Origin of the sequence: Bradyrhizobium ontarionense, from assembly GCF_021088345.1 — a bacterium.
GTDB classification, from domain to species: Bacteria; Pseudomonadota; Alphaproteobacteria; order Rhizobiales; family Xanthobacteraceae; genus Bradyrhizobium; species Bradyrhizobium ontarionense.
Map to the genome: position 1 here is coordinate 3,012,403 of NZ_CP088156.1, position 20,622 is coordinate 3,033,024.

Annotated in this window: 19 protein-coding genes; 11 read left to right on the plus strand and 8 right to left on the minus strand. The window is 64.5% G+C overall.

The annotated features are described in order from the left end of the window. Window positions 1-727 precede the first annotated feature (727 nt). The 4 genes from LQG66_RS13625 to LQG66_RS13640 all read left to right on the plus strand — a co-directional run bounded on the left by LQG66_RS13625 (window position 728) and on the right by LQG66_RS13640 (window position 4,185). Complete coding sequence (locus LQG66_RS13625) at window positions 728-1,693, plus strand: IS110 family RNA-guided transposase (protein ID WP_231317673.1); 966 nt, start codon at window positions 728-730, stop codon at window positions 1,691-1,693. 359 nt (window positions 1,694-2,052) lie between these two features. Next, window positions 2,053-2,685 carry a LysE family translocator gene (locus tag LQG66_RS13630; protein WP_231327775.1) on the plus strand — a complete coding sequence of 211 codons (633 nt, stop codon included), beginning with the start codon at window positions 2,053-2,055 and terminating at the stop codon, window positions 2,683-2,685. Between the two features lie 416 nt (window positions 2,686-3,101). Then, window positions 3,102-3,479 (plus strand): GNAT family N-acetyltransferase, encoded by a 378-nt coding sequence (locus tag LQG66_RS13635; protein WP_231326731.1) that lies wholly within the window; start codon window positions 3,102-3,104, stop codon window positions 3,477-3,479. Window positions 3,480-3,897: 418 nt separating this feature from the next. Further along, window positions 3,898-4,185, plus strand: a complete 288-nt coding sequence (locus tag LQG66_RS13640; RefSeq protein WP_231326732.1) for a hypothetical protein — start codon at window positions 3,898-3,900, stop codon at window positions 4,183-4,185. 109 nt (window positions 4,186-4,294) lie between these two features. On the opposite strand, the gene LQG66_RS13645 is transcribed toward LQG66_RS13640, so the two are convergent. Then, the gene (locus LQG66_RS13645; protein WP_231326733.1) at window positions 4,295-5,032 is read right to left on the minus strand and encodes a DUF899 domain-containing protein; all 738 of its coding nucleotides are present in this window, start codon (window positions 5,030-5,032) and stop codon (window positions 4,295-4,297) included. A gap of 188 nt (window positions 5,033-5,220) precedes the next feature. Between LQG66_RS13645 and LQG66_RS13650 the strand changes: the two genes are divergently transcribed. Further along, window positions 5,221-5,847, plus strand: a complete 627-nt coding sequence (locus LQG66_RS13650) for a LysE family translocator (RefSeq protein ID WP_231326734.1) — start codon at window positions 5,221-5,223, stop codon at window positions 5,845-5,847. 177 nt (window positions 5,848-6,024) lie between these two features. Beyond that, entirely contained in the window at window positions 6,025-6,798 is a 774-nt protein-coding gene (locus tag LQG66_RS13655) for a serine acetyltransferase domain-containing protein (RefSeq protein WP_231326735.1), read from the plus strand. 125 nt (window positions 6,799-6,923) lie between these two features. Here the strand turns inward: LQG66_RS13655 and LQG66_RS13660 are convergent, their stop codons facing one another. From LQG66_RS13660 to LQG66_RS13675, 4 genes are all read right to left on the minus strand, one after another. Next, on the minus strand, window positions 6,924-7,178 hold the full coding sequence (locus tag LQG66_RS13660; RefSeq protein WP_231326736.1) for a hypothetical protein: 255 nt from the start codon (window positions 7,176-7,178) through the stop codon (window positions 6,924-6,926). Window positions 7,179-7,311: 133 nt separating this feature from the next. Next, a complete protein-coding gene (locus tag LQG66_RS13665; protein ID WP_231326737.1) occupies window positions 7,312-8,994 on the minus strand; it encodes a methyl-accepting chemotaxis protein in 1,683 nt (560 codons plus the stop codon). A 260-nt stretch (window positions 8,995-9,254) separates the two neighbouring features. Continuing rightward, window positions 9,255-9,806, minus strand: coding sequence for a P-loop NTPase family protein (locus LQG66_RS13670; protein ID WP_231326738.1), 552 nt, complete (start codon window positions 9,804-9,806; stop codon window positions 9,255-9,257). Window positions 9,807-9,911: 105 nt separating this feature from the next. Continuing rightward, window positions 9,912-10,613, minus strand: coding sequence for a GntR family transcriptional regulator (locus tag LQG66_RS13675; protein ID WP_231326739.1), 702 nt, complete (start codon window positions 10,611-10,613; stop codon window positions 9,912-9,914). 123 nt (window positions 10,614-10,736) lie between these two features. On the opposite strand from LQG66_RS13675, the gene dctP reads away from it, so the two are divergent. Genes dctP through LQG66_RS13700 form a run of 5 tightly spaced genes read left to right on the plus strand, consistent with a single transcriptional unit; the run spans window position 10,737 to window position 16,609 of the window. Further along, a complete protein-coding gene (dctP, locus tag LQG66_RS13680) occupies window positions 10,737-11,756 on the plus strand; it encodes a TRAP transporter substrate-binding protein DctP (protein WP_231326740.1) in 1,020 nt (339 codons plus the stop codon). After that, window positions 11,753-12,310 carry a TRAP transporter small permease gene (locus LQG66_RS13685; RefSeq protein WP_231326741.1) on the plus strand — a complete coding sequence of 186 codons (558 nt, stop codon included), beginning with the start codon at window positions 11,753-11,755 and terminating at the stop codon, window positions 12,308-12,310. The genes dctP and LQG66_RS13685 overlap by 4 nt, the downstream gene beginning before the upstream one ends. Then, window positions 12,307-13,662 carry a TRAP transporter large permease gene (locus tag LQG66_RS13690; RefSeq protein ID WP_231326742.1) on the plus strand — a complete coding sequence of 452 codons (1,356 nt, stop codon included), beginning with the start codon at window positions 12,307-12,309 and terminating at the stop codon, window positions 13,660-13,662. Before LQG66_RS13685 ends, LQG66_RS13690 begins: the two co-directional genes overlap by 4 nt. A gap of 20 nt (window positions 13,663-13,682) precedes the next feature. Continuing rightward, a complete protein-coding gene (locus tag LQG66_RS13695) occupies window positions 13,683-15,092 on the plus strand; it encodes a malonyl-CoA decarboxylase (protein WP_231326743.1) in 1,410 nt (469 codons plus the stop codon). Next, a complete protein-coding gene (locus LQG66_RS13700) occupies window positions 15,089-16,609 on the plus strand; it encodes a malonate--CoA ligase (RefSeq protein ID WP_231326744.1) in 1,521 nt (506 codons plus the stop codon). The genes LQG66_RS13695 and LQG66_RS13700 overlap by 4 nt, the downstream gene beginning before the upstream one ends. Before the next feature lie 126 nt (window positions 16,610-16,735). Here LQG66_RS13700 and LQG66_RS13705 read toward each other — a convergent pair whose 3' ends face one another. From LQG66_RS13705 to LQG66_RS13715, 3 genes are all read right to left on the minus strand, one after another. After that, window positions 16,736-17,206: a DoxX family protein gene (locus LQG66_RS13705; protein ID WP_231326745.1), complete on the minus strand. Its 471-nt coding sequence runs from the start codon at window positions 17,204-17,206 to the stop codon at window positions 16,736-16,738. Between the two features lie 177 nt (window positions 17,207-17,383). Further along, entirely contained in the window at window positions 17,384-19,081 is a 1,698-nt protein-coding gene (locus LQG66_RS13710) for a response regulator (RefSeq protein WP_231326746.1), read from the minus strand. Then, window positions 19,071-20,597 carry an ATPase domain-containing protein gene (locus LQG66_RS13715; protein WP_231326747.1) on the minus strand — a complete coding sequence of 509 codons (1,527 nt, stop codon included), beginning with the start codon at window positions 20,595-20,597 and terminating at the stop codon, window positions 19,071-19,073. Before LQG66_RS13715 ends, LQG66_RS13710 begins: the two co-directional genes overlap by 11 nt. Between the last annotated feature and the right edge of the window lie 25 nt (window positions 20,598-20,622).

A 20,622-nucleotide genomic window follows, 5' to 3' on the forward strand; every position in this document is an offset into this window, starting at 1 on the left:
TGGCTGGTCCATCGTGAACGCCCCCGTGTAGATCAAAATCCGGGCGGGCGCGAGCACCGGCCGCTGGGCAATCGGCCACTTGGCGGGCTTCCCCTCTCGCGACTGTCGCTGTCTGGTCTGTCAGCCGGGGGTTCCGACGCGCATCGGCGCGTCCCGCGACGCTGGCGCGCCCGAGTCTTGGAGATCAGCGGACCCTCGACATCACGAGGGCGCAGGGAATGCCGGGCGCTGGCCGCAACCCATGGCCCGCCTGCAGCAAAAAAGCAGGCGGCAGTCACCACAGGTCCAGCCGGACATCCGGCATTCCCTGCGCGACGGTTTTCACGTTTATATCGTGCTCTCCCCGGTGTACGGGCTCTTTAGCCACCGTCACCCAGGGGGATCATCACCCCCGGGGCTTAGCGCCAGCGTCGCGGCGCCAGGACCACACGACTTCACGTCCGCAAGCTGCCGTTCGTCCGCGTGCAAGCACGCTGCGGCACCTCGCGGCCATCGCCTCCCCGCCTCGCGTGTCGTGACGATCGCGATACGCCCCTTGTGTTCAGAAAGTCTGCCAGAATGCGCGAACGGGCGGTTCTCGCAAAACCGCCCGTCGCTGGATCTGAGCCCGTTACGCCCCAAACGCGGCAGAGCCTGTATCAGAGCGAGGGACAGCTCCGGTGATCTTCCTCAACCCGAACAGTTGCAAGGGCTTCGAGCCCATACAAGGCAAGGAAGGGAGTGGATGATGACACAAATCGTAAACGGTGTCGCTGGCATCGATGTCGCCAAGGACAAGGTCGACGGCTGCATTCGCAAGCTCGGCTTACGGCAGACGTTCCCGAGCAGTTCGCACGGGCACCGCCAGCTCATGGCCTTGCTTCGCAAGCACAAGGTGACAAAGGCCGTCATGGAGGCCAGCGGCGGCTATGAGCGCGAATGGGCCAAGGCGCTGCGCGAGGCGGGGATAGAGGTGCGGATCGTTGATCCCAAACGGGTTCGCAGCTTCGCCTTGTCGGCGGGTCGACTGGCGAAGAACGATACGATCGACGCAGAGATGATCGCCTGGTTCGCCGAGACGTTCGACGAGGCACCGAGCCAGACCTACGATGCTGCACGCGAGGAACTGGCGGGGCTGGTGAAAGCGCGCAAGAACCTGATGGATCTGAAAACCCGTTTGCAGAACCAGAACGAGCATGTTGTACCGGGATTGGCGCAGAAGGCCCATTCCCAGGTGTTGAAGATGCTCGCGGCCCAGATTGCAAAGCTCGAGGCTGCGATCTCCGCCAAGGTCAAGGCGACACCGGAATTTGCCGAGCGCGCCAAGATCATCGAAAGTGTGCCGGGGCTTGCCGGCACGACCTCCGCGCTTCTCATTGCAGGAGCGCCGGAGCTCGGCAAGGTGAGTGACAGGATCGCCGCTGCCCTGATCGGCGTTGCCCCTTATGACGACGACAGCGGCAAGCGCCGCGGCGAGCGTCACATCAAGGGCGGACGACGTTGGGTGAGAAACGGCCTGTTCCTTCCCTGCCTCGGCGCAGCGACGCAACACAATCCGGTGCTCAGCGCCTACTATGAGCGCCTCATCGCCAAGGGCAAGGAGCCAAAAGTGGCGCTCATCGCATGCATGCGCAAGCTGATCATCATCCTCAACACGATGATCGCTCGCGGTGAGAGGTGGAATCCCAAGCCGCTACGGACCGCGGTGAGCTGATCGAGCGCTCTACCGCGCTCGGTCCACGACCGAGCGCATGCCAAGTCCTCAGGACGGCGAGCGGACGGGGTCAAGGCCTTCAGCCGCCGAAGGCGGGGGCGCGTCTCGCGCCAGCCTTGAGGCCGGCCGTTCGCCGGCCTACCTCTCAGCACAGTTGCTCGTGCCGAAGCAGGATGGAAGCAGTAGAGCACGTTTTCTGGAAAAGCGAAAGAGAAATCTTTGAAGGAAAACGCCGAGCTCCGCCACGGGCGAAGAGTGGCTCGAACCGTCCACAACCTGCGGAGATCGCCCGTCGACGAGACAAAGGCACGCCGTCGCCTGTAAGCTCCACCGCGGCTGACTCGGAGAGTGAACTGGATATGCCCGATCTTCACACGCTCGCATTGTTTTCCTTCGCATGCCTGGCGCTGACGGCAACTCCGGGCCCTGACATGCTGCTGATTGCCAGCCGCAGCATCGCGCAAGGGCGATCCGTCGGGTTTGCGACACTGATGGGAATTCAGGCGGGCACCTATTGCCATGCCCTGGCCGCGGCCTTCGGTCTGTCCAAGCTGTTTCTGCTGGTCCCTCTCGCCTACGACGCCGTTCGCTATGCGGGTGCCGCCTATCTCCTCTTCTTGGCGTGGCAGGCATTCAGCTCGAAGCGTCTGCTCGCGCCGGTCTCCAACGAGAGCGACCACCGCTCCACATCGGCGGCGTTTCGGCAGGGGCTGGTGACGAACCTTCTCAATCCAAAGATGGCGCTGTTCGTACTGGCGCTGTTTCCCCAATTCGTCCAGGCCGATGCTGGATCGGTTGCGCTCCAGGTGATGATTCTGGCGACCGTGCTGAACGCGATCGGCCTGCTCGTGAATGGAATTGTCATTGCGGTTGCGAGCCGCCTCGGGGCCGGCGTCTTCAGAACCGGCCGCCTCGGCCGCTGGCCACAATATCTGCTGGGAACGGTGTTTGGCACGCTCGCGCTGCGGCTGGCGTTCGACGGGAAACGTTAGGTCCGTTGCGCAATAGCAGTCTCCGGGGACGAGATCATCGATCATGCCCGACTGCATCAGGACCTCCTGTTGCTCTTGCAGGAATTGCTCGGACGGTCGGCAACGGACGGCGGCACCCGCGTGCCGCCCAACGCAGCAAGACGCATTCCAGGCGGGACGTCTAATCTTCGATGGGCCTAACGGCGGGCGACAGCCTTCGCCACGACGAGCAGTTCAAGACAAAGCGGCTTCCGTCATTTGTTATCGATAGCGCCGCTATCAATGATGACAAATCGCGAGTGTGTGCCAGCACATCGTGCTAGATGGCAGCGCCAATACAACTACAGAGGCATACGGTGGAAATTAGACAAGACGATCCGACGGCGCCATATGTTGCCACCTTGTTGGCACATCATCTAGCGGAGCTGCAGAGCGTCATGGGCGAGCACGCGCAAGCGCTCGACGCCAGCGGCCTTTCGGCTGCGGCCGTGACGTTCTGGACAGCCTGGCAGGGCCAGGTACTACTTGGATTCGGTGCGCTGAAGCGGCTCGACGAAACGCATGGCGAAGTGAAATCGATGCGCGCCGCGCCTGCTGCACGGGGCACCGGCGTCGGCCGCGCCATTTTGCAGCACATCATCGCTGAAGCTCTTAAACGGGAGTACGCGCGGCTCAGCCTGGAAACTGGGACTGCGGACCTGCATGCTCCTGCCATCGCGCTCTACCGCAGCGCCGGCTTCGTCTCCTGTGAGCCGTTCGCCGGCTATCAGGCGAGCCCGCACAACCAGTTCATGAGGCTCGACTTGGCCGATTGAGCAGCCTCCGCCTGCAGGCGGCCGCCACCGAGGGCGGACAACTGCGGGGTGGGCCGGAGCCGGACGGTGATGCTTACTTTCACGATCGCGAACGTTGCACGACACACCTGCATCCATCGGGCGAACTGCCAGATCGAGATCCTCATCGGGGAGTTCCGCCCCTCTCCCGCCTCAGCCCCTCTCCAACGCGCGCCGGCGCCACCTCGACCAGCAATAGGCGCCGTCCTCGCGATCGAGCCGAAAGGGCTCCGCAATCCCTGCCATCGGCTCACCGGAACGCTTGACGAGGGGCCAACGCCCGCACGTTCGAAGAGCAACCTCACGTCACTACGTGAGGCAGCTCACAGCTCACGCATGCAGGACGCGGCATGGTCGAGACGTCGCATCGGTGCGACGGAAAGGACAAGGACCCGAAATCATGGCCAACATCGACTATAAGCGCGCCAGCTATTCGATTCCTGCCAATACCACACAGCAGTTCACCTTCTGGTGGGGACGGGACTCGAAGACGCCCTATGAATTTTTCGACGTCTCGATCGCTCCGCACTTCGACAAGAACCATCTGGCGATGGAGCCCCTGCGCCAGACGGACAGGAGCGTCGTCTGGGACCCGCGCGGAGGCGTCGGGGTCGTGCTGACATTGACCTTGCAGAATCCCAACAATTTCCAGGTCACGTTCGAGGCCAATCACGTCCGCATCTACTGACGCGACGGGCACACATGGCAGGCCGCGTCGACCACGCGGCCGACGCCCTAGCCGCCGGCGTCATTCCTGCGACAAGCAACATGGACCTCCGCGCTGCAGGCGGACGTCTCTACGAACCGCAATGACAGGCGCGATTGCCGCGCTCGTCATATTCGTCGTGCAACCGCACCCAGTCGGACATCATGCCGCGCTTCGTCTCGTTGCGGCCGTTCGGCGTGAGGTCGAGATAGTGATAGGCGCCGATGAGCGGATCGCCGCCCCGCGCGCGCACCTGGAACGTGCAGAAGATGTCGCCGGCCTCGCTCTTGTAGAAGACTGTGACGCCCGGAAGATCCGGCGACTTGCCGGTCATGGGCGCGAAGTTGTAGTTGGCCCTGCCGGTGACGATCTGCTCGTCCGAGAATGAGACCTGATAGTCAAAGTTGAAATCGTTGTCTTCGGACGAGACCCAGTCGAAGCTCCACCCCATGCGGGCCTTGAACGGCGCGATCTCGGCGAGCGGCGCGCGCGATACCACAACCAGGCTGACGTCGTGATGCCGGAGATGCTGGTTCGCACCGTCGATATGGTCGCACAGGAAGGAGCACCCGGGACAGCGATGGCTGTCGCCGGGTGTCATCATGAAATGATAGATGATCAACTGGCTGCGCCCTTGAAACAGGCCGCCCAGACTCAGCGGGCCTTTCGGCGTCTGGAAAACATAGTCCTTCTCCACCCTGACCCATGGCAGGGCCCGCCGCGCCGCGGCCAGCGCGTCGCGCTCTCTGATGAACGCCTTTTCCTTGGCGAGGTGAGCGCGATGCGCTTCGGTCCAGTCGGCCTGCGAGACTATTCTGGGGATGGTCATGTCAGGTTCCTCCAATGCCTTCTCCGAGGACGATCGGACCCGCGGCTGTCCGACATTGGTCGTCAGCTTTTTATCGCGGGCAGAAGCGCCGCCCCCGCACGCGCGGTCTGCGTTGGACCCGGACAGAAAATTCCTCTATTCTCATAGGTCTATTGTTGGTGTGGGTTCGCGATCTAAGGATGGGCAGCATGGCAATCGAGACGTGGCTCGCGTTTGCAGGGACATCCATCATCCTCCTCGTGATCCCAGGGCCGACCGTTCTGCTCGTGGTCTCCTATGCGCTCGGCCAGGGATGGCGAACCGCGCTGCCGACGGCGGTCGGCGTCGCGCTTGGTGACTTCACCGCCATGACCCTGTCCATGCTTGGCGTCGGCGCGTTGCTGGCGACCTCGGCAGTCCTGTTCACCACGCTCAAGTGGATTGGCGCGGCCTATCTGGTCTGGCTCGGGATCAAGCTGTGGCAGGCAGGCGGTTCCTTGAACGCCGTACCACGAACAGACAAAGCCTCGGCGTTCAAGATGCTGGGTCACGCCTGGATCGTGACCGCACTCAACCCCAAGAGCATCACGTTCTTCGTGGCCTTCCTTCCACAATTTCTGAGTCCGAACAGCCCATTCATCACTCAGATGATCATCTTTGAGATCACCTTTCTCATCCTGGCTTTCACCAATGCATTTGGATATGCGCTGATCGCGTCGCGTGCACGCTCGCTCGTGCGGAATCCAAGAGCCATCAGCCTCTTCAACAAGACGGGCGGCACGCTTCTGATCGGAGCGGGCGTAGCGGCGGCAGTTGCCCGGACGGCTCAGAACTGACGTTTCTGCCAGGACCGAGCGACTTTCGAAGACGGCTCCCCCACGTCCGAAGCGGCGGATCACGCTACGCTGATCCGCCCTACGCGCTATCCGGGGTTCCAATGCAGTTCAGCAGGTTTCGGGGCAGCCCGCGTCAGGCTATAGTGGCGCTCCATCGGCAACCGAGCAGTTAAGGCCATGGCCGATAACACGAACACATCCAGCATCGAACTCTGGCAGTCGATCCAGCGCGAAGCGCAGTTGGCCTCAGGGACCGATCCCGTATTTGGCCATGCCTTGGCAGCGGCGATCCTCGACCACTCCGATCTCGGCAGCGTGGTGGCGCACCAGATCGGCATGCGGCTGGGCAGAAGTGCGGGCGAGCGCACGCGGTTTGCTGCGGTGGCCCGCGAGGCCCATCTCGCTGCGCCCACGCTCGTCGACGCGGCGAATGGCGATCTGCGCGGAATTGCAGCGCGCGATCCTGCAACCACGGCGTTGCTGCCGCCGCTGCTGAACTACAAAGGCTACATCGCGCTGCAGACGTTTCGCGTCTCACACTGGCTCTGGACCAACGAACGGCTCGATCTCGCGTTGCTGCTCCAGGCCGAGTCCTCGACGTCGCTCCAGGTGAGCATCCATCCCTCGGCGCAAATCGGGAGCTCGGTGTTTCTCGACCATGCCACCGGCATCGTCATCGGCGCTTTTGCCGCCATCGGCGACGACGTCACCATTTTGCAGAATGTCACGATCGGACGACAGGACGCGCTTCCCGGCCGGAGCCCGTGGATCGGCCGCGGCGTGCTGCTGTCCTCGGGCGCGACGGTCCTGGGCGATGTCGGGATCGGCGACTTCGCCAGGATCGGCGCCGGAGCGGTCGTCACGACGGATGTGCCGGCCGGCTGCACCGCCGTGGGCGCACCGGCCCGCCTGACGAACTGCCCGGAGAAACCGATGCCGGCCGGCGCATGACGCCGCACAAGGTCCTGGTTGGTTGGCCGGCCTGCGGACTGGAGCGGCGGATCACGCTTCGCTGATCCGCCCTACGCGCTGCCCAAAGGAGCCAAACCCTGCATGACGCCACGCGGAGATCGATTTTACGCCAGCGGCTCGAGCTTGTCCGCGGCCGCGGCGATCATCTCCCGGATCCTGTCGCATTCGGCCGCCAGCGACGCGAGGGACGGATCGGCTCTGACGATCTGATCCAGATTGTCCACCGCGGTTCGCCACACCTCCACTTCGCGCCGAAGCCGTCTGACCTGAGGTGCCACCATGGCATTGCCCAGGTGATCTGCTCGCGAGGCAATGACGCGCAGCGAGTCCCGGACAGGGAATACGATGATGTCGGCCATGGCTGGTCTCGACGAGCCGGGATGACTGCGAACAGGCCATGGCGACGCCGCGCATCGCAGTGCGGATGGCAGCCTCGCTTCGCAATCGCGCGCTGCCGCCCGCGATTGCGGGGCGCAGCGGATTGAGGTCGTGTCAGGCGGCGCGCGCGGCCAGGGCCTGAGCTTCGGAGGCGGCGCGAGCCATGCTGGACGACATCTCGCTCGTCACCGTGCTCTGCTCCTCGACCGCGGCCGCCGTCGACGTCACGTATTCGCTGACATTCTGGATCGCCTGCTTGATCGAGCCCAACGAGGTGACCACACCTCCGGAGATGTTGTTGAGGCTCTCGATCTCCTGGGCGATCTTGTCGGTGGCACTCTTCGCCTGGGTGGCCAGATTCTTGACTTCGGACGCGACGACGGCGAAGCCACGGCCGGCCTCGCCGGCCCTGGCCGACTCGATCGTGGCATTCAGCGCCAGCAGGTTGATCTGGCCGGTGATGCTGTGGATCATCTCGACGATGCCGCTCATGGCCTGGGCGGCCTCGGACAGGCGCTGGGCCTGCGCATCCACGGCCGTCACACGATCCACCGCGCCCATGGCGGTCTCGCGCGACTTCGTCATGGCTTCGGAGATCTCCCGCACGGAGGCGTTGAGCTCCTCCGCGCCCGCGGCCACCGACTCCATCATGGCGCGAACGCGCTCGTTGCCCATGCGGACCAGCACCTGCCTGGTGACGTCAGTGGCATATTTGACGACCTTGAACGGCTTGCCGTTGAGATCGAGGATCGGGTTGTAGGAGGCCTGGATGTAGACTTCCTTGCCACCCTTGCCGATGCGCTTGTATTCGGCGGCCTGGTACTGACCACGGTTCAGGTTGGCCCAGAAATCGCGGTAGGCGGAGCCGTCCCGCTCGGACTGTTCGACGAACATGCTGTGGTGCTTGCCCTGAATCTCAGGCAGGGTGTAGCCGAGCGCGCGCAGGAAGTTGTCGTTCGCGGTGATGATCGTGCCGTCCATGTTGAACTCGATGACGGCCTGCGACTTGCCGATCGCCTCGATCTGGCCGGCGAGATCCGCGTTCTTCAGCTTCTGCGCGGTGACGTCGGTTGCGAACTTGACCACTCCGATCGGCCGACCGGAGACGTCGAGCACCGGGTTGTAAGTGGCCAGGATCCACACTTCCTTGCCGCCCTTGCCGATACGCTTGTATTCGCTCGCCTGGTATTCGCCGCGATTGAGCGCGGCCCAGAATTCGCGATAGGCCGGGCTGTCGCGCAGCGCCGGTTCGATGAACATGCTGTGGTTCTTGCCCTGGATCTCGTCCAGGCGGTAGCCCAGCGCGTGCAGGAAGTTCTGATTGGCATCGACGATCGTGCCGTCGAGCTTGAACTCGATCATGGCCTGCGCGCGATCGATGGCGGCGAGCTTCGACGCGTCGGCCATGCTCCGCAGCTTCCGCTTCGTGATGTCGGTCGCGAACTTGACCACCTTGACCGGCTTACCGGAGCTGTCGAGGACCGGATTGTAGGAGGCCTCAAGCCAGATTTCGCGGCCGCCTTTGGCCATGCGCTTGAATTCAGCGGCCTGGAATTCCCCGCGGCTCAGCGCGGCCCAGAATTCGCGGTAGCCGGCGCTGTCGCGCTCCGACGGCTCCACGAACATGCTGTGGTGCTTGCCCTGAATCTCCTGCAGCTGATAACCGAGCGCATCGAGGAAGTTCTTGTTGGCGGTGATGATCGTTCCGTCGAGCCGGAATTCGATCACGGCCGACGCGCGACTGAGGGCGGCGAGCTGAGCCTCGGCGTCCGAGCGGGTGTTCGAGCGAAACAACAAAGTAACCTCCGAATGCCAAACTTATTTCCAGGCGCTCGGACCGACCGGGAAAACCCGAGTCGGACGACCGAAGCTGATCGGCGTAGAATTGATACAATTTGTTCCGTCATCGTTAAGACGCACGTCGAAAGCCGGCGTTTTCCGTAGTTCTACCGCCGCGCCGTGATGTCCAACATCTAAGACCAGCAGACGGCGGGCCGCTGTGAGACGGAACTAATGCGGTCAACCGTGCGTCGTGAGCTGCGCGGGCCTTCGTCCGATCACGCCAGTTGGACGGAACAAACGACCCGTGAGGTCAGCTCCGCCAGAGGGCTCGCCCCGTCAAGGCGGAGCACGGGACATGGCAACGCCGCCAGCCAGGCCTGATGCTTTTCCAGCGTGCGGCTCGCCCTATGCCCGTCATCGTAGTCCAATGCCCAGGCGATGAACGCCTCGGTGTCGTGATGGCGCGCGCCGCCGGGCGCCGTGGCCTCAGGACCGTAGCGCAAAACCTCACGCGCGCGCAGGCGCTGCAGCCGGAGATCCTTTGCCGTGTAAAGGAAAACCACGAGATCGAAATGAGGGACGAGCGGATCACCCCAGCCCTGCAATGATCCGCTCAGCACCCATGTCGCGCGGGGCACGAACATCTCTGACATCAGGCGCAGCCGGTCGGCAGCGGGACGCATCTCGCTGTAAGGCGGCTCGGTCGGCTGCCAGAGGTAATCGTCCGTATCGTGATGCGGCACGGCGAGCGCCGTGGCGACGGCGCGGCCAAGGGTCGTGGTGCCGGCCCCCGACGCTCCGGTGACGTGAATGCGGCAGGTTGTCATGGCTGACGGCTGAGGTTGCAGCAGAATGATCGCACGGGGATTTCATAGTCCCGTCACGGCCTCATGCCAACACCGCCTCCAGCCCGTGCAAGGCCGCGCCCGCTTCTACTCGGCCGCGCGCGATTTCGTCGTGCCGCTGCGGCCGCCGGCTATGGCCGAACGCTGCCGCTCGGCAAGCCCGAGCACCATGTCGGAGAAGCGCTCGCCCTGCACCAGCACGTGGTCGTGCAGCCGCGTCGCGGCGAGTTGCTCGTCGCCGGCGCGGATGGCGTCGAGCACGCCGGCATGCTCCTGCAGCGACTGCAGCAGCCGGTTGCGCGCGCGCAGCTGGATGCGCCGATAGGCGCTCAGCCGCTTGTGCAGGGCCAAGGCCTGATCGGCGAGGAATCCGTTGCAGCTCGCGCGATAGATCGCCTCGTGAAAGATCCGGTTGTCGGCGTAGTACTGTTCGCTGTCGCCGGCGCGCGCGGCCACCTCGCAGGCGCGATGCGCGGCCTCCATCGCCGCGTCGTTTTCCGGCGTGAGCCGGCGCGCCGCGAGCCGCCCGCAGGCGCTCTCGACCTCGGCCATGGTCTCGAACATCTCGAACAGCCGGGTCGGTGACGGCACGCTGACGATGGCGCCGCGGCGCGGCCTGATATCGATGAAGCCCTCGGAGCCGAGCTGCAGCAGCGCCTCCCGGATCGGCGTCCGCGAGACGCCGAATCGCTCCGCCAGCGAGGCTTCGTCCAGCCGGTCGCCGGGCAGGAATTCCCCCGCAATCACAGCATCTTCGATCGCCTGCTTCAGTCGAAAGGCCTGGCTCATTGCATACATCCTCGGCCCAAATTCCATACCATACACTTGACAACGAATACAGTATGCAATCAATATACCAATTGTATGCAAGATTGTTATTTAAAAATGCAATCGCAGGACGGGAGGTATGGAATGAGACTGTCTCGACGCCGAGCAATGGCGCTTGGCCTCGCGGTTCCCGCGCTGCTGCGGACCGGACGCGCAAAGGCCGCCACAGTGCTGAAGATCTCGCATCAGTTTCCCGGCGGCACCGCCACGGAAGGCGACTTCCGCGACCGGCTGTGCCGGCGCTTTGCCGAGCTCGTCAGCGAGCGCAGCAAGGGAACGCTGAGCGCGGAGATCTATCCCGGCTCGTCGCTGATGAAGACCAACGCGCAGTTCTCCGCGATGCGGAAGGGCGCGCTCGACATGAGCCTCATTCCGATCTCCTACGCCGGCGGCGATCTGCCCGAGCTCAACATCGGGCTGATGCCGGGCCTCGTGACGAGCTACGAGGAAGGGCTCGCCTGGAAGACCAGGCCGATCGGCCAGGAGCTGACGAAGTTTCTCGCCGCCAAGGGCGTCGTCATCGTCACCTGGATCTGGCAGGCCGGCGGCGCGGCCTGCCGTTCGCGTCCGCTGGTCGACGTGGCCGATGCCAAGGGCGTGAAGGTGCGCGGCGGCTCGCGCGAGATGGATCTGGTGCTGCAGGCCGCCGGCGCCTCGGTGCTGTCGCTGCCGTCGAACGAGCTCTATGCGGCGATGCAGACCGGCGCCTGCGACGCGGCGCTGACCTCCTCGACCAGCCTGACCTCGTTCCGCCTGGAAGAGCTCGCCAAGCATCTCACCAGCGGACGCGCCAGGAGCTACTGGTTCATGCTCGAGCCGCTGGTGATGTCGAAAGCGGCGTTCGACCGGCTGTCGGCTGAGGAGCGCGACATCATCGTCGCGGTCGGCGCCGAGCTCGAAGAGTTCGGCCGCTCGGCGGCCATGCAGGACGACGTCCGCGTCGCCAAGGTCTACGAGGCCGCGGGCGCGACCGTCCACGATCTCGACGACAGGCTGGTCCAGGCTTGGCGCGCGCTGGCGCGTGACACCGCCTGGAAGGACTACGCCAACAAGAACGAGAACTGCGCCCGCCTGATCAAGCTCGCCATGGAGGTCGGCTCATGAGCGCGCATGGTGTCGATCTCGGGCATCCCGTCGTCGTGACGGCGGCGCGGCCCGGCTCCCTCACGGCGCGGATCGTCAGCGCCATGGCCGTGCTCAACAGGACCATCATCGTGTTCTGCTCGATCGCCCTGATCGCCGCGAGCGCGATCCTGAGCTACAGCGTCGCCGCGCGCTATTTCTTCAATGCCGCGACCTACTGGCAGGACGAGGCGGCCGTGTTCCTGCTGGTCGGCAGCACCTTCATGTCGACCGCCTTCGTGCAGTCGAACCGCGGCCACATCGGCATCGAAGCCCTCACCGGCTATCTCACGCGACGCGGCAATGCGATCCGGACCTTCCTCGTCGACCTGATCAGCCTCTTGTTCTGCAGCTTCTTCGCCTGGAAATCCTGGACCCTGCTGCACGAGGCCTGGGTCGACGGACAGGTGTCCGGCTCGACCTGGGCCCCGCCTCTGTGGATTCCCTACAGCCTGATGGCCACCGGCATGACCTTGATGACCCTGCAGATCGCGCTTCAGCTCGCGTCACAGGTCGATGGATGGAGGAGCAAATGAGCACGCTCGCTGTTGGAATGATGTATGGCGGCGCGACGCTCGCGATCATGGCCTCTGGGATGCCGATCGCGCTCGCGCTCGGCACCGTAGCCGTCATCTTCATGTACTTCTTCATGCCCGCGGCATCGCTCGATACCGTGACGCAGAACGTCTACGAGGAACTGGCCTCGATCACGCTGCTGGCGATCCCGCTCTTCATCCTCAAGGGCGCGGCGATCGGCAAGTCGAAGGCGGGCCAGGACCTCTACAGCGCCATGCACGTGTGGATGAGCCGCATTCCCGGCGGTCTCGGCATCGCCAACGTGTTCGCCTGCGCGCTGTTCGCGGCCATGGCCGGCTCGTCTCCGGCGACCTGCTCCGCGATCGGCTCGGCCGGCATTCCCGAGATGCGCAAGCGCGGCTATTCCGGCGGCTTCGCCGCAGGCGTCATCGCCGCGGGCGGCACGCTCGGCATCCTGCTGCCGCCCTCGATCACGATGATCCTCTACGCGGTCGCGGCCGAGCAGTCGCTCGGACGGTTGTTCCTGGCCGGCATCGGTCCGGGACTGCTGCTGGTCGTGCTGTTCGCAACCTACGCCGTCATGAAGTTCAAGGCCGAATACGCCGCGGCGCAACGCGCCTATGCGGCCGATCCTGCCCAGCATCCGATCCTGTCGCAGGAGCGCTACACGATGGCGATGCGGTTCGGCGCGCTGCCGCGGGTGATGCCGTTCATCGTGCTGCTCAGCGGCGTCATGATCGCGCTTTATGGCGGCTACGCCACGCCGTCGGAGACCGCCGGCCTCGGCGGCATCCTGGCGCTCGCCTTGATTGCACTGATCTACGGCGTGTGGCGGCCGACCGATCTCGGCCCGATCCTGGAATCGACGCTGAAGGAATCGACCATGCTGATGCTGATCATCGGCATGTCACTGCTCTACTCCTACGTGATGAGCTATCTACACATCAGCCAGGGAGCGGCGCAGGCCATCGTCGCAATGCAGCTGTCGCGATGGCTGCTGCTGGCGGCGATCCTCGTGCTGGTGGTCGTGCTCGGATTCTTCCTGCCGCCGGTCTCGATCATCCTGATGACGGCGCCGATCGTCCTGCCGCCGCTCAAGGCCACCGGATTCGACCTGATCTGGTTCGGCGTGGTCATGACCATCGTGATGGAGATGGGCCTCATCCACCCGCCGGTGGGCTTGAACATCTTCGTGATCCGGAACATCGCGCCCGACATCCCGTTACGGGACGTCATCTGGGGCACGCTGCCATTCGTGCTGCTGATGGCATTCGCGGTCGTCTTGCTCTGCCTGATGCCCTCGATCTCCACCTGGTTGCCGAACCTGGTGATGGGTCTCCCTTCCCGATAAGCCCATGGAGCCTTAAGACCATGCTCAACGAGACGCGATCCGGACGCATGTCGGCGCCGGAATTCCTCCAGGGTCTGATCGACACGCTGACCCAGCGCGGACGATCGGTCCTCGGCATCAAGCCGCCTCGCCACACCGGCGAGGATCCGGACCTCGAACTGCTCGGCGAGGCGCTGCTCTCGCGGCGCGGCGAGGCCTCGGGCGTCGCGATCGCGCAGTCGCTGCTCGCCGTCTTCGAGCGGGCCAAGGAGCCGGAGCGGCTGAAATTCCTGTCCTCGCTCGCCGACCGGTTCGGGCCTGATCGCCGCGCGGTCGAGCTCGCGATCGCCGCCTACAAGGGCGAGGACGGCGGTGCGGGGAAGAAGATCGAGGCGCTGCACGCCGCGGCCGAGCCGCGGCGGCAGGAGCTGATCCGACGGCTCAATCTGGCGCCGGGCGGCACCGCGTCGCTGGTGCGCATGCGCGAGGTGCTGCTGTCTCTGCTGTCGAAGCATCCGGAGCTGCAGGCAGTCGACGACGACTTCGTTCACCTGTTCTCGTCATGGTTCAACCGCGGCTTCCTGGTGCTGCGGCCGATCGACTGGACGACATCGGCCAACATTCTCGAGAAAATTATCAAGTACGAAGCGGTTCACGCGATCCAGGACTGGGACGATCTGCGCAACCGCCTCGAGCCGACGGACCGCCGCTGCTACGCCTTCTTCCATCCGCAACTGGTCGACGAGCCCTTGATCTTCGTCGAGGTCGCGCTGACCAAGGAGATCCCCTCCGCGATCGGCCCTCTCCTCGAAAAGCCACGCCGTGCGATCGACGCCCGCGAGGCGACCACGGCCGTCTTCTATTCGATCTCGAACACGCAGAAGGGGCTGGCCGGCGTCTCCTTCGGCAACTTCCTGATCAAGCAGGTGGTGCAGGATCTGGCGCGCGAGCTGCCGAACCTGACGACCTTCGTGACGCTGTCGCCGGTGCCGGGCTTCGCCAACTGGGTCAGGCGCGAGCTGAAGGCCGAGGCGTCGATCGCAATCGATGACGACGCCAGGCGCGCGCTGGCGGCGCTGGAGGACGGCGGCGACCTCGCGCAGGCGCGGGAGCCGATCACCGCGCTCGCGGCCTACTACTTTCTCAAGGCGAAGCTGTCATCGGGCAAGCCCGTCGATCCCGTGGCCCGCTTCCATCTCGGCAACGGCGCCCGCCTCGAGCGGCTCAACTTCCTCGGCGATCCCTCGCCCAAGGGCCTCAAGCAGTCGTACGGATTGATGGTCAACTATCTCTATGCGCTGGAGCACATCGAGGCGAACCACGAGGCCTTTGCGGAGGCCGGCACGGTGGTCGCCTCGCCACAGGTCAAGAAGTCGCTGCGCACCAAGCTGGCGTCGCAGGACCTCGTTCCCAGACCGCAGAAGAACCCGCAACGGAAGATCTCGTCATGACCTGGAACCTGTACGACCGCCTGCTCGCCTCCGCCGTCACGGATCAATCGATCTGCATCGAGAAGGACGACGGCACCACATTGAGCTACGCGGAGCTGGCGGCACTCAGCGGCCGCTTCGCAAACTTTCTTGCCGGGCTCGGCATCGGCCCCGGCCACCGCGTCGCCGCCAAAGTCGAGAAATCAGTCGAGGCCCTCGCACTTTATCTTGCCACGTTACGCGCCGGTGCGGTGTACCTGCCCCTCAACACCGCCTACACGCCGGCGGAGACGGCGTACTTCATCGGCGACGCCGAGCCGACATTGATCGTCTGCGACCCGAAGGACGAGGCCGCCCTGCGCGCCATCGTTGCGACGGCCGGCGGGCGGATCGAGACGCTCGATCCGGACGGCCAGGGCTCCCTGGTCGACGCGGCTTCTGCCTGCCCGAGTGAATTCGACACGGTCGAGCGTGCGAAGGATGATCTGGCCGCCATCCTCTACACGTCAGGCACGACCGGGCGATCGAAAGGTGCCATGCTGACGCATGGCAATCTGGTCTCCAATGCGCTGACGCTGGTCGAGCAATGGCGTTACACGCGCGACGACGTGCTGATCCACGCGCTGCCGATCTATCATATCCACGGGCTGTTCGTGGCCGGCAACGTCACCTTCGCGGCGCGGGCGCGGATCCTGTTCATGCAGAAGTTCGATGCCGAGCGCATCCTGGCTGCGATGGCGGGAGCCACCGTCCTGATGGGCGTGCCGACGTTCTACGTCCGCCTGCTGCAGAACCCTGATCTCGGCCCGGCCACGACGGCTCATATGCGGCTGTTCGTGGCCGGCTCGGCGCCGCTGCTGGCCGAAACCCATCGCGCCTGGAACGGACGGACGGGCCACGAGATCCTCGAGCGCTATGGCATGACGGAGACCGGCATGATCACCTCCAATCCCTATGAAGGTCCGCGCGTGCCGGGCTCCGTGGGCCAGCCGCTGCCGAGTGTCGAGTTGCGCATCGCCGATCCCGACACGGGGGCTCCCCTTGCAGTCGACGAGGTCGGCATGATCGAGGTCCGGGGCCCCAACGTGTTCGCCGGCTATTGGAACATGCCGGAAAAGACCGCCGCGGAATTCCGCGCCGATGGCTTCTTCATCACCGGCGATCTCGGCAAGATCAATCCGGACGGCTACGTGCAGATCGTCGGCCGCGGCAAGGACCTCATCATTACCGGCGGCTTCAACGTCTATCCGAAGGAGATCGAGACCGAGATCGACGCCATTCCTGGCGTCACGGAAAGCGCCGTCGTCGGCGTGCCGCACGCCGATTTCGGCGAGGGGGTGACGGCTGCGGTGGTCCGCGCCGCCGGATCGTCGGTCGACGAGCGCGAGATTCTCAAGGCGCTGTCCGGACGATTGGCGAAGTTCAAGCAGCCCAAACGCGTGGTCTTCGTGGATACGCTGCCGCGCAATGCCATGGGCAAGGTGCAGAAGAATCTGCTGCGCGACCGCTTCGCCGGCCTCTATGCGGCGAAGACCTGAAGCAAGGGATCTCCGCCTCGCCGACGCAAACGCGAAAGCCGCCCATGGGCGGCTCTCGTCTCCTTATCGATATGTCTCGATCGATGTCTTTGCTGGCCGGCTCGCGATCGCGGGATCGCCGCAAGGTCAAGCCGCAGCGCTCGCCTGCAGGGCGCCGACACGGGGCTTCGTCTGCCGCAGATGTGTCTTCCATGCTTCGATCGCCACCGCGAGCGAGGTGATCGCCCAGAACACGGGGTACTCATAGCCGCCGGTGTTCCAGGTCCAGCCGAACCCCTTCACGACCTGCAGCGCATAGACGGCGAACAGGAGCAGCGCCGTGGCGCCGAGCGCCGCAAATCGCGTGCAGATGCCGAGCACCAAGGCCACGCCGGCCGCGGACTCGGACGCCGCGGCGATCAGCACCCAGACCTCCGGTGGATGAAAGCCCGCCTTGGCGAAGAAGCCGGCGGTCGTCGCCGATACCGCACCGGCGGCGAACTTTCCGGCGACATGCGGAAACAGAAATAGACCGCAAATAATGCGAAGAATGTTCAGGCCATTCGACAAATCAAAATTTTCCGCCTTGATGCGGAAGTCGTCCTTTGTGAGTAACATGACTCAAGCCCCTTTCGTTGCCGCCAATGTTGCAGCGAAGCGAGCTAGCGCCATTGCGGCAAATCAAACTCGATCTGTGAAAAATGCAGGAGCGGGTTGCGGCGATCGTGAGACCGAGCGGATCGCCAAGAGCTCCGCTGCAGAGCTCTTAGTCCCATGCGTCGATGATCGGCGCTCTCAGGAGTTGCGCGCCCGCGACCACACGTTTTCTGCCTTGGCCGCATCAATCTCGGCTGCCAGTTCGTCGATCCGATATGGCTTCGACAGAATCCGAACTCCGGCCTCCTTTGCTGCATGCACGGCCGCTCCCGAATAGCCGCTGGTCAGGAGAATGGGCATATCGCCGCGCCGTTTCTGGATCTCGCGCGCGAGCTCGACCCCGTTCATGCCCCCCGGCATCATGACATCGGAGAACACGAGGTCGACCGACCGCCCGTCGGCCAACGCGCCCAGTGCCGCCGCCGCGCTGGATGCACGGGTGACCTCATAGCCGAGTTGGCGGAGCATCTCGCTCACGAGCGCAGCGACTTCGTCGTCGTCCTCGACCAGAAGAATCCGCCCCTCCTCGCGAGAACGGGCTCTCGGTCGATGAAGGTCGACGAGGTGATGCTGCTGCCTGGATGCGGCGTGCGCGGATCTGGGCAGGTACAACGCGATCGTGGTGCCCCGACCAAGCTCCGAGTCGATGCAGACGGTGCCCCGCGACTGCTTGGCGAAGCCGTAGACCTGGGCAAGCCCGAGGCCCGAGCCCTTGCCGACATCCTTGGTAGTGAAGAATGGCTCGAAGACCCGAACGCGAACCTCGTCCGTCATGCCGGTTCCGGTGTCGAGCACGGACAGGCGGACATAGTCGCCTGCGACCTCGTCATCCTTCCAATTCAGCAGGTTCTCCCCTCGCACCACGATGGTGCCGCCGGTGGGCATCGCGTCGCGCGCATTGACGGCGAGATTGAGCACCACCAGCTCGAGCTCGCCGGGGTCGACCTCGACCGGCCACAGCGCATCGGGAAAATCGAACCGCACGTGGACGTCGCCGCGAAGGCTGCGATCAAGCAATTCGCGCATTCCGCCGATCTGACGGGCGATGTCGACCGGTTCGGGTCTCAGCTCCTGCCGGCGAGAGAACGCGAGAAGCTGCCGGGTCAGGCTCGCACCGCGCTGCGCCGCCTGGAGCATGCCGTCCATGAGGCGACGGCGCCTCGCCGGATCGGCCTGGCGATCCAGCATGTCGAGGCCGCCGGAGATCACCATCAGCAGATTGTTGAAATCATGCGCGACGCCGCCCGTCAGCCGGCCGATGGCCTCGATCTTCTGGGCCTGGCGAAGCGTCTCTTCGACACGCGCGCGCTCGGCCATCTCGAGGCGAAGATGTTCGTTGGATTCCGCGAGCGCGCGAGTCCGTTCCACCACCAGCCGCTCGAGCTCCTGCGCGGCCTGCTCGCGCGCCTGGATCAGCGTGCGAATTTCGTACTGGCGCCGCCGGGCCCGCATCGCCGATTGCACCGCGCTCGTCAGCGTGATCGGTTGGACCGGCCGCTCGAGCAATGAGACGTTGCGCAGCGCGCCCACGAGATTGCGCCTCCACGCAACCACTGCGGGCTGCTCCCGGTGGCTGGTGAGCACGATGAAGGGCAGGTCGGACCATGCGGGCTGCCGCTCGACCCATTGCGTGAGAGGAGCAGTGTCCGTTGCGAACACCCCCTCCTCGGCCAGAACGATCGCGCCGACGCCGGCACTCAACTCGCTGATCAGCTCTGTCAGGCAGGTGCAGACATGGGTGTCGAGCCTTGCGCTTCGAAGCAGCTCCGCAGACGCCGGACCGTCGCGTCCGATCGGCGCAAAGACGAGCACGCGCTGATCCCGCTCAATGCTCATCTCGCATCCCCGTGTCAGGGACAGCGATTGCGTTATAGCGCGGATTGCCCGCGAAGATCCCGCTGAAATCCGTGAGCGGCGGGCCGAGTGTGATGCCGGCACTGCTCAAACGAAACTCCCGGATGGTATGTTCGTGGTTCCCGCTCCGCTTCTTGACCACCGATAGAGCGCGGCGGACCGTCCCCGCCACCTCGAAATAGCGCAGCATCAACACCGCATCGCTGAGATAGCTGATATCCAGCGGTGTATCCATCGGGCCCACCAGACCATGCTGCGCCAGCACAAGGATGGTCAGCACACCTTGTTGGCTGAGATAGCTCAGGAGCTCGTGCATCTGGAGGATGAGAAAGCGTTCGTCCGGCATCGCGTTGAGGTAGCCGTTGAGGCTGTCGATGACCACGACGCGGGCCTTGTCGCGCTCGACGCTCTGCAGAACGTTGGCGCCGAACTCACCCGGAGATAATTCGGCGGGGTCGATCTGCTGGAAGCGAATGCGACCGGAGTCCAGATGCGTCGCGAGCGGCAAGCCAAGCGTTCGCCCACGGGCCTCCACCGTGCCGCGGCCTTCGTCGAATGCGAAGAAGACGGCGTGCTCGCCCCGCTCCGCCGCCGCGATCGCGTAGGTCAGCGCGAGCGACGATTTGCCGACACCGGCTGCTCCAATGAGGAGCGCGTTGGTGCCGCGCTCGAGCCCTCCTCCCAGCAGCTGGTCGAGCTCGGTGTTGCCACTCGGGGTGAATTCGCCCAGGAATGGTCTGTGATGCTCCGCGGCGACCAGCCGCGGAAAAATCTTCAGCCCGCCCTCGGCAATCGTGAAATCATGAAAGCCACCGCGAAACGAAATGCCGCGCATTTTGATCACACGCAACCGGCGCCTCTCCGCGCCATACTCGATCGCAAGCTGCTCCAGCATGACGACGCCGTGCGCGATCGAGTGGAGTTGCAGGTCGTCCTGCGACGACGACAGATCATCGAGCAGGATGACCGTGCAGTTGCGCTTGGCGAAGAAGTGCTTCAATGCCAGCACCTGACGGCGATAGCGAAGCGGACTCTGCGCCAGAAGCCGGAGCTCGGAAAGGCTGTCGATCACGACCCGGGCGGGGTCGATGCGCTCGACCTCCTTGAACATCAGGCTGGTCGTCTCGCTGAGCTCCACCTCGGCCGGGTGGAACACCGTGAGCTCCCGCTCCGGATCGAGCGTCGTCTCCGGAGGAACAAGCTCGAACACGTCGACGCCGGCAAGCGACCAGCCGTGCCGCTCGGCGACGACCTCCAGCTCCTGCTTCGTCTCGGACAGGGTGATGTAGAGCCCCCGCTCGCCCAGGGCTGCGCCCTTCAGAAGGAACTGGAGCGAGATGGTGGTCTTTCCGGTCCCGGGCCGGCCCTCGTAAAGATACAGGCGATTGGCGTCGAGGCCGCCGCCGAGGATATCGTCGAGGCCACCGCTGCCGGTGGAGATCCGCGTGAGATCCTTGGAGCCGCCATTTCGTTGGCCGCCGACAAACTCCCCCGTCATTCAAACGCTCCGTCGTGATGAATTT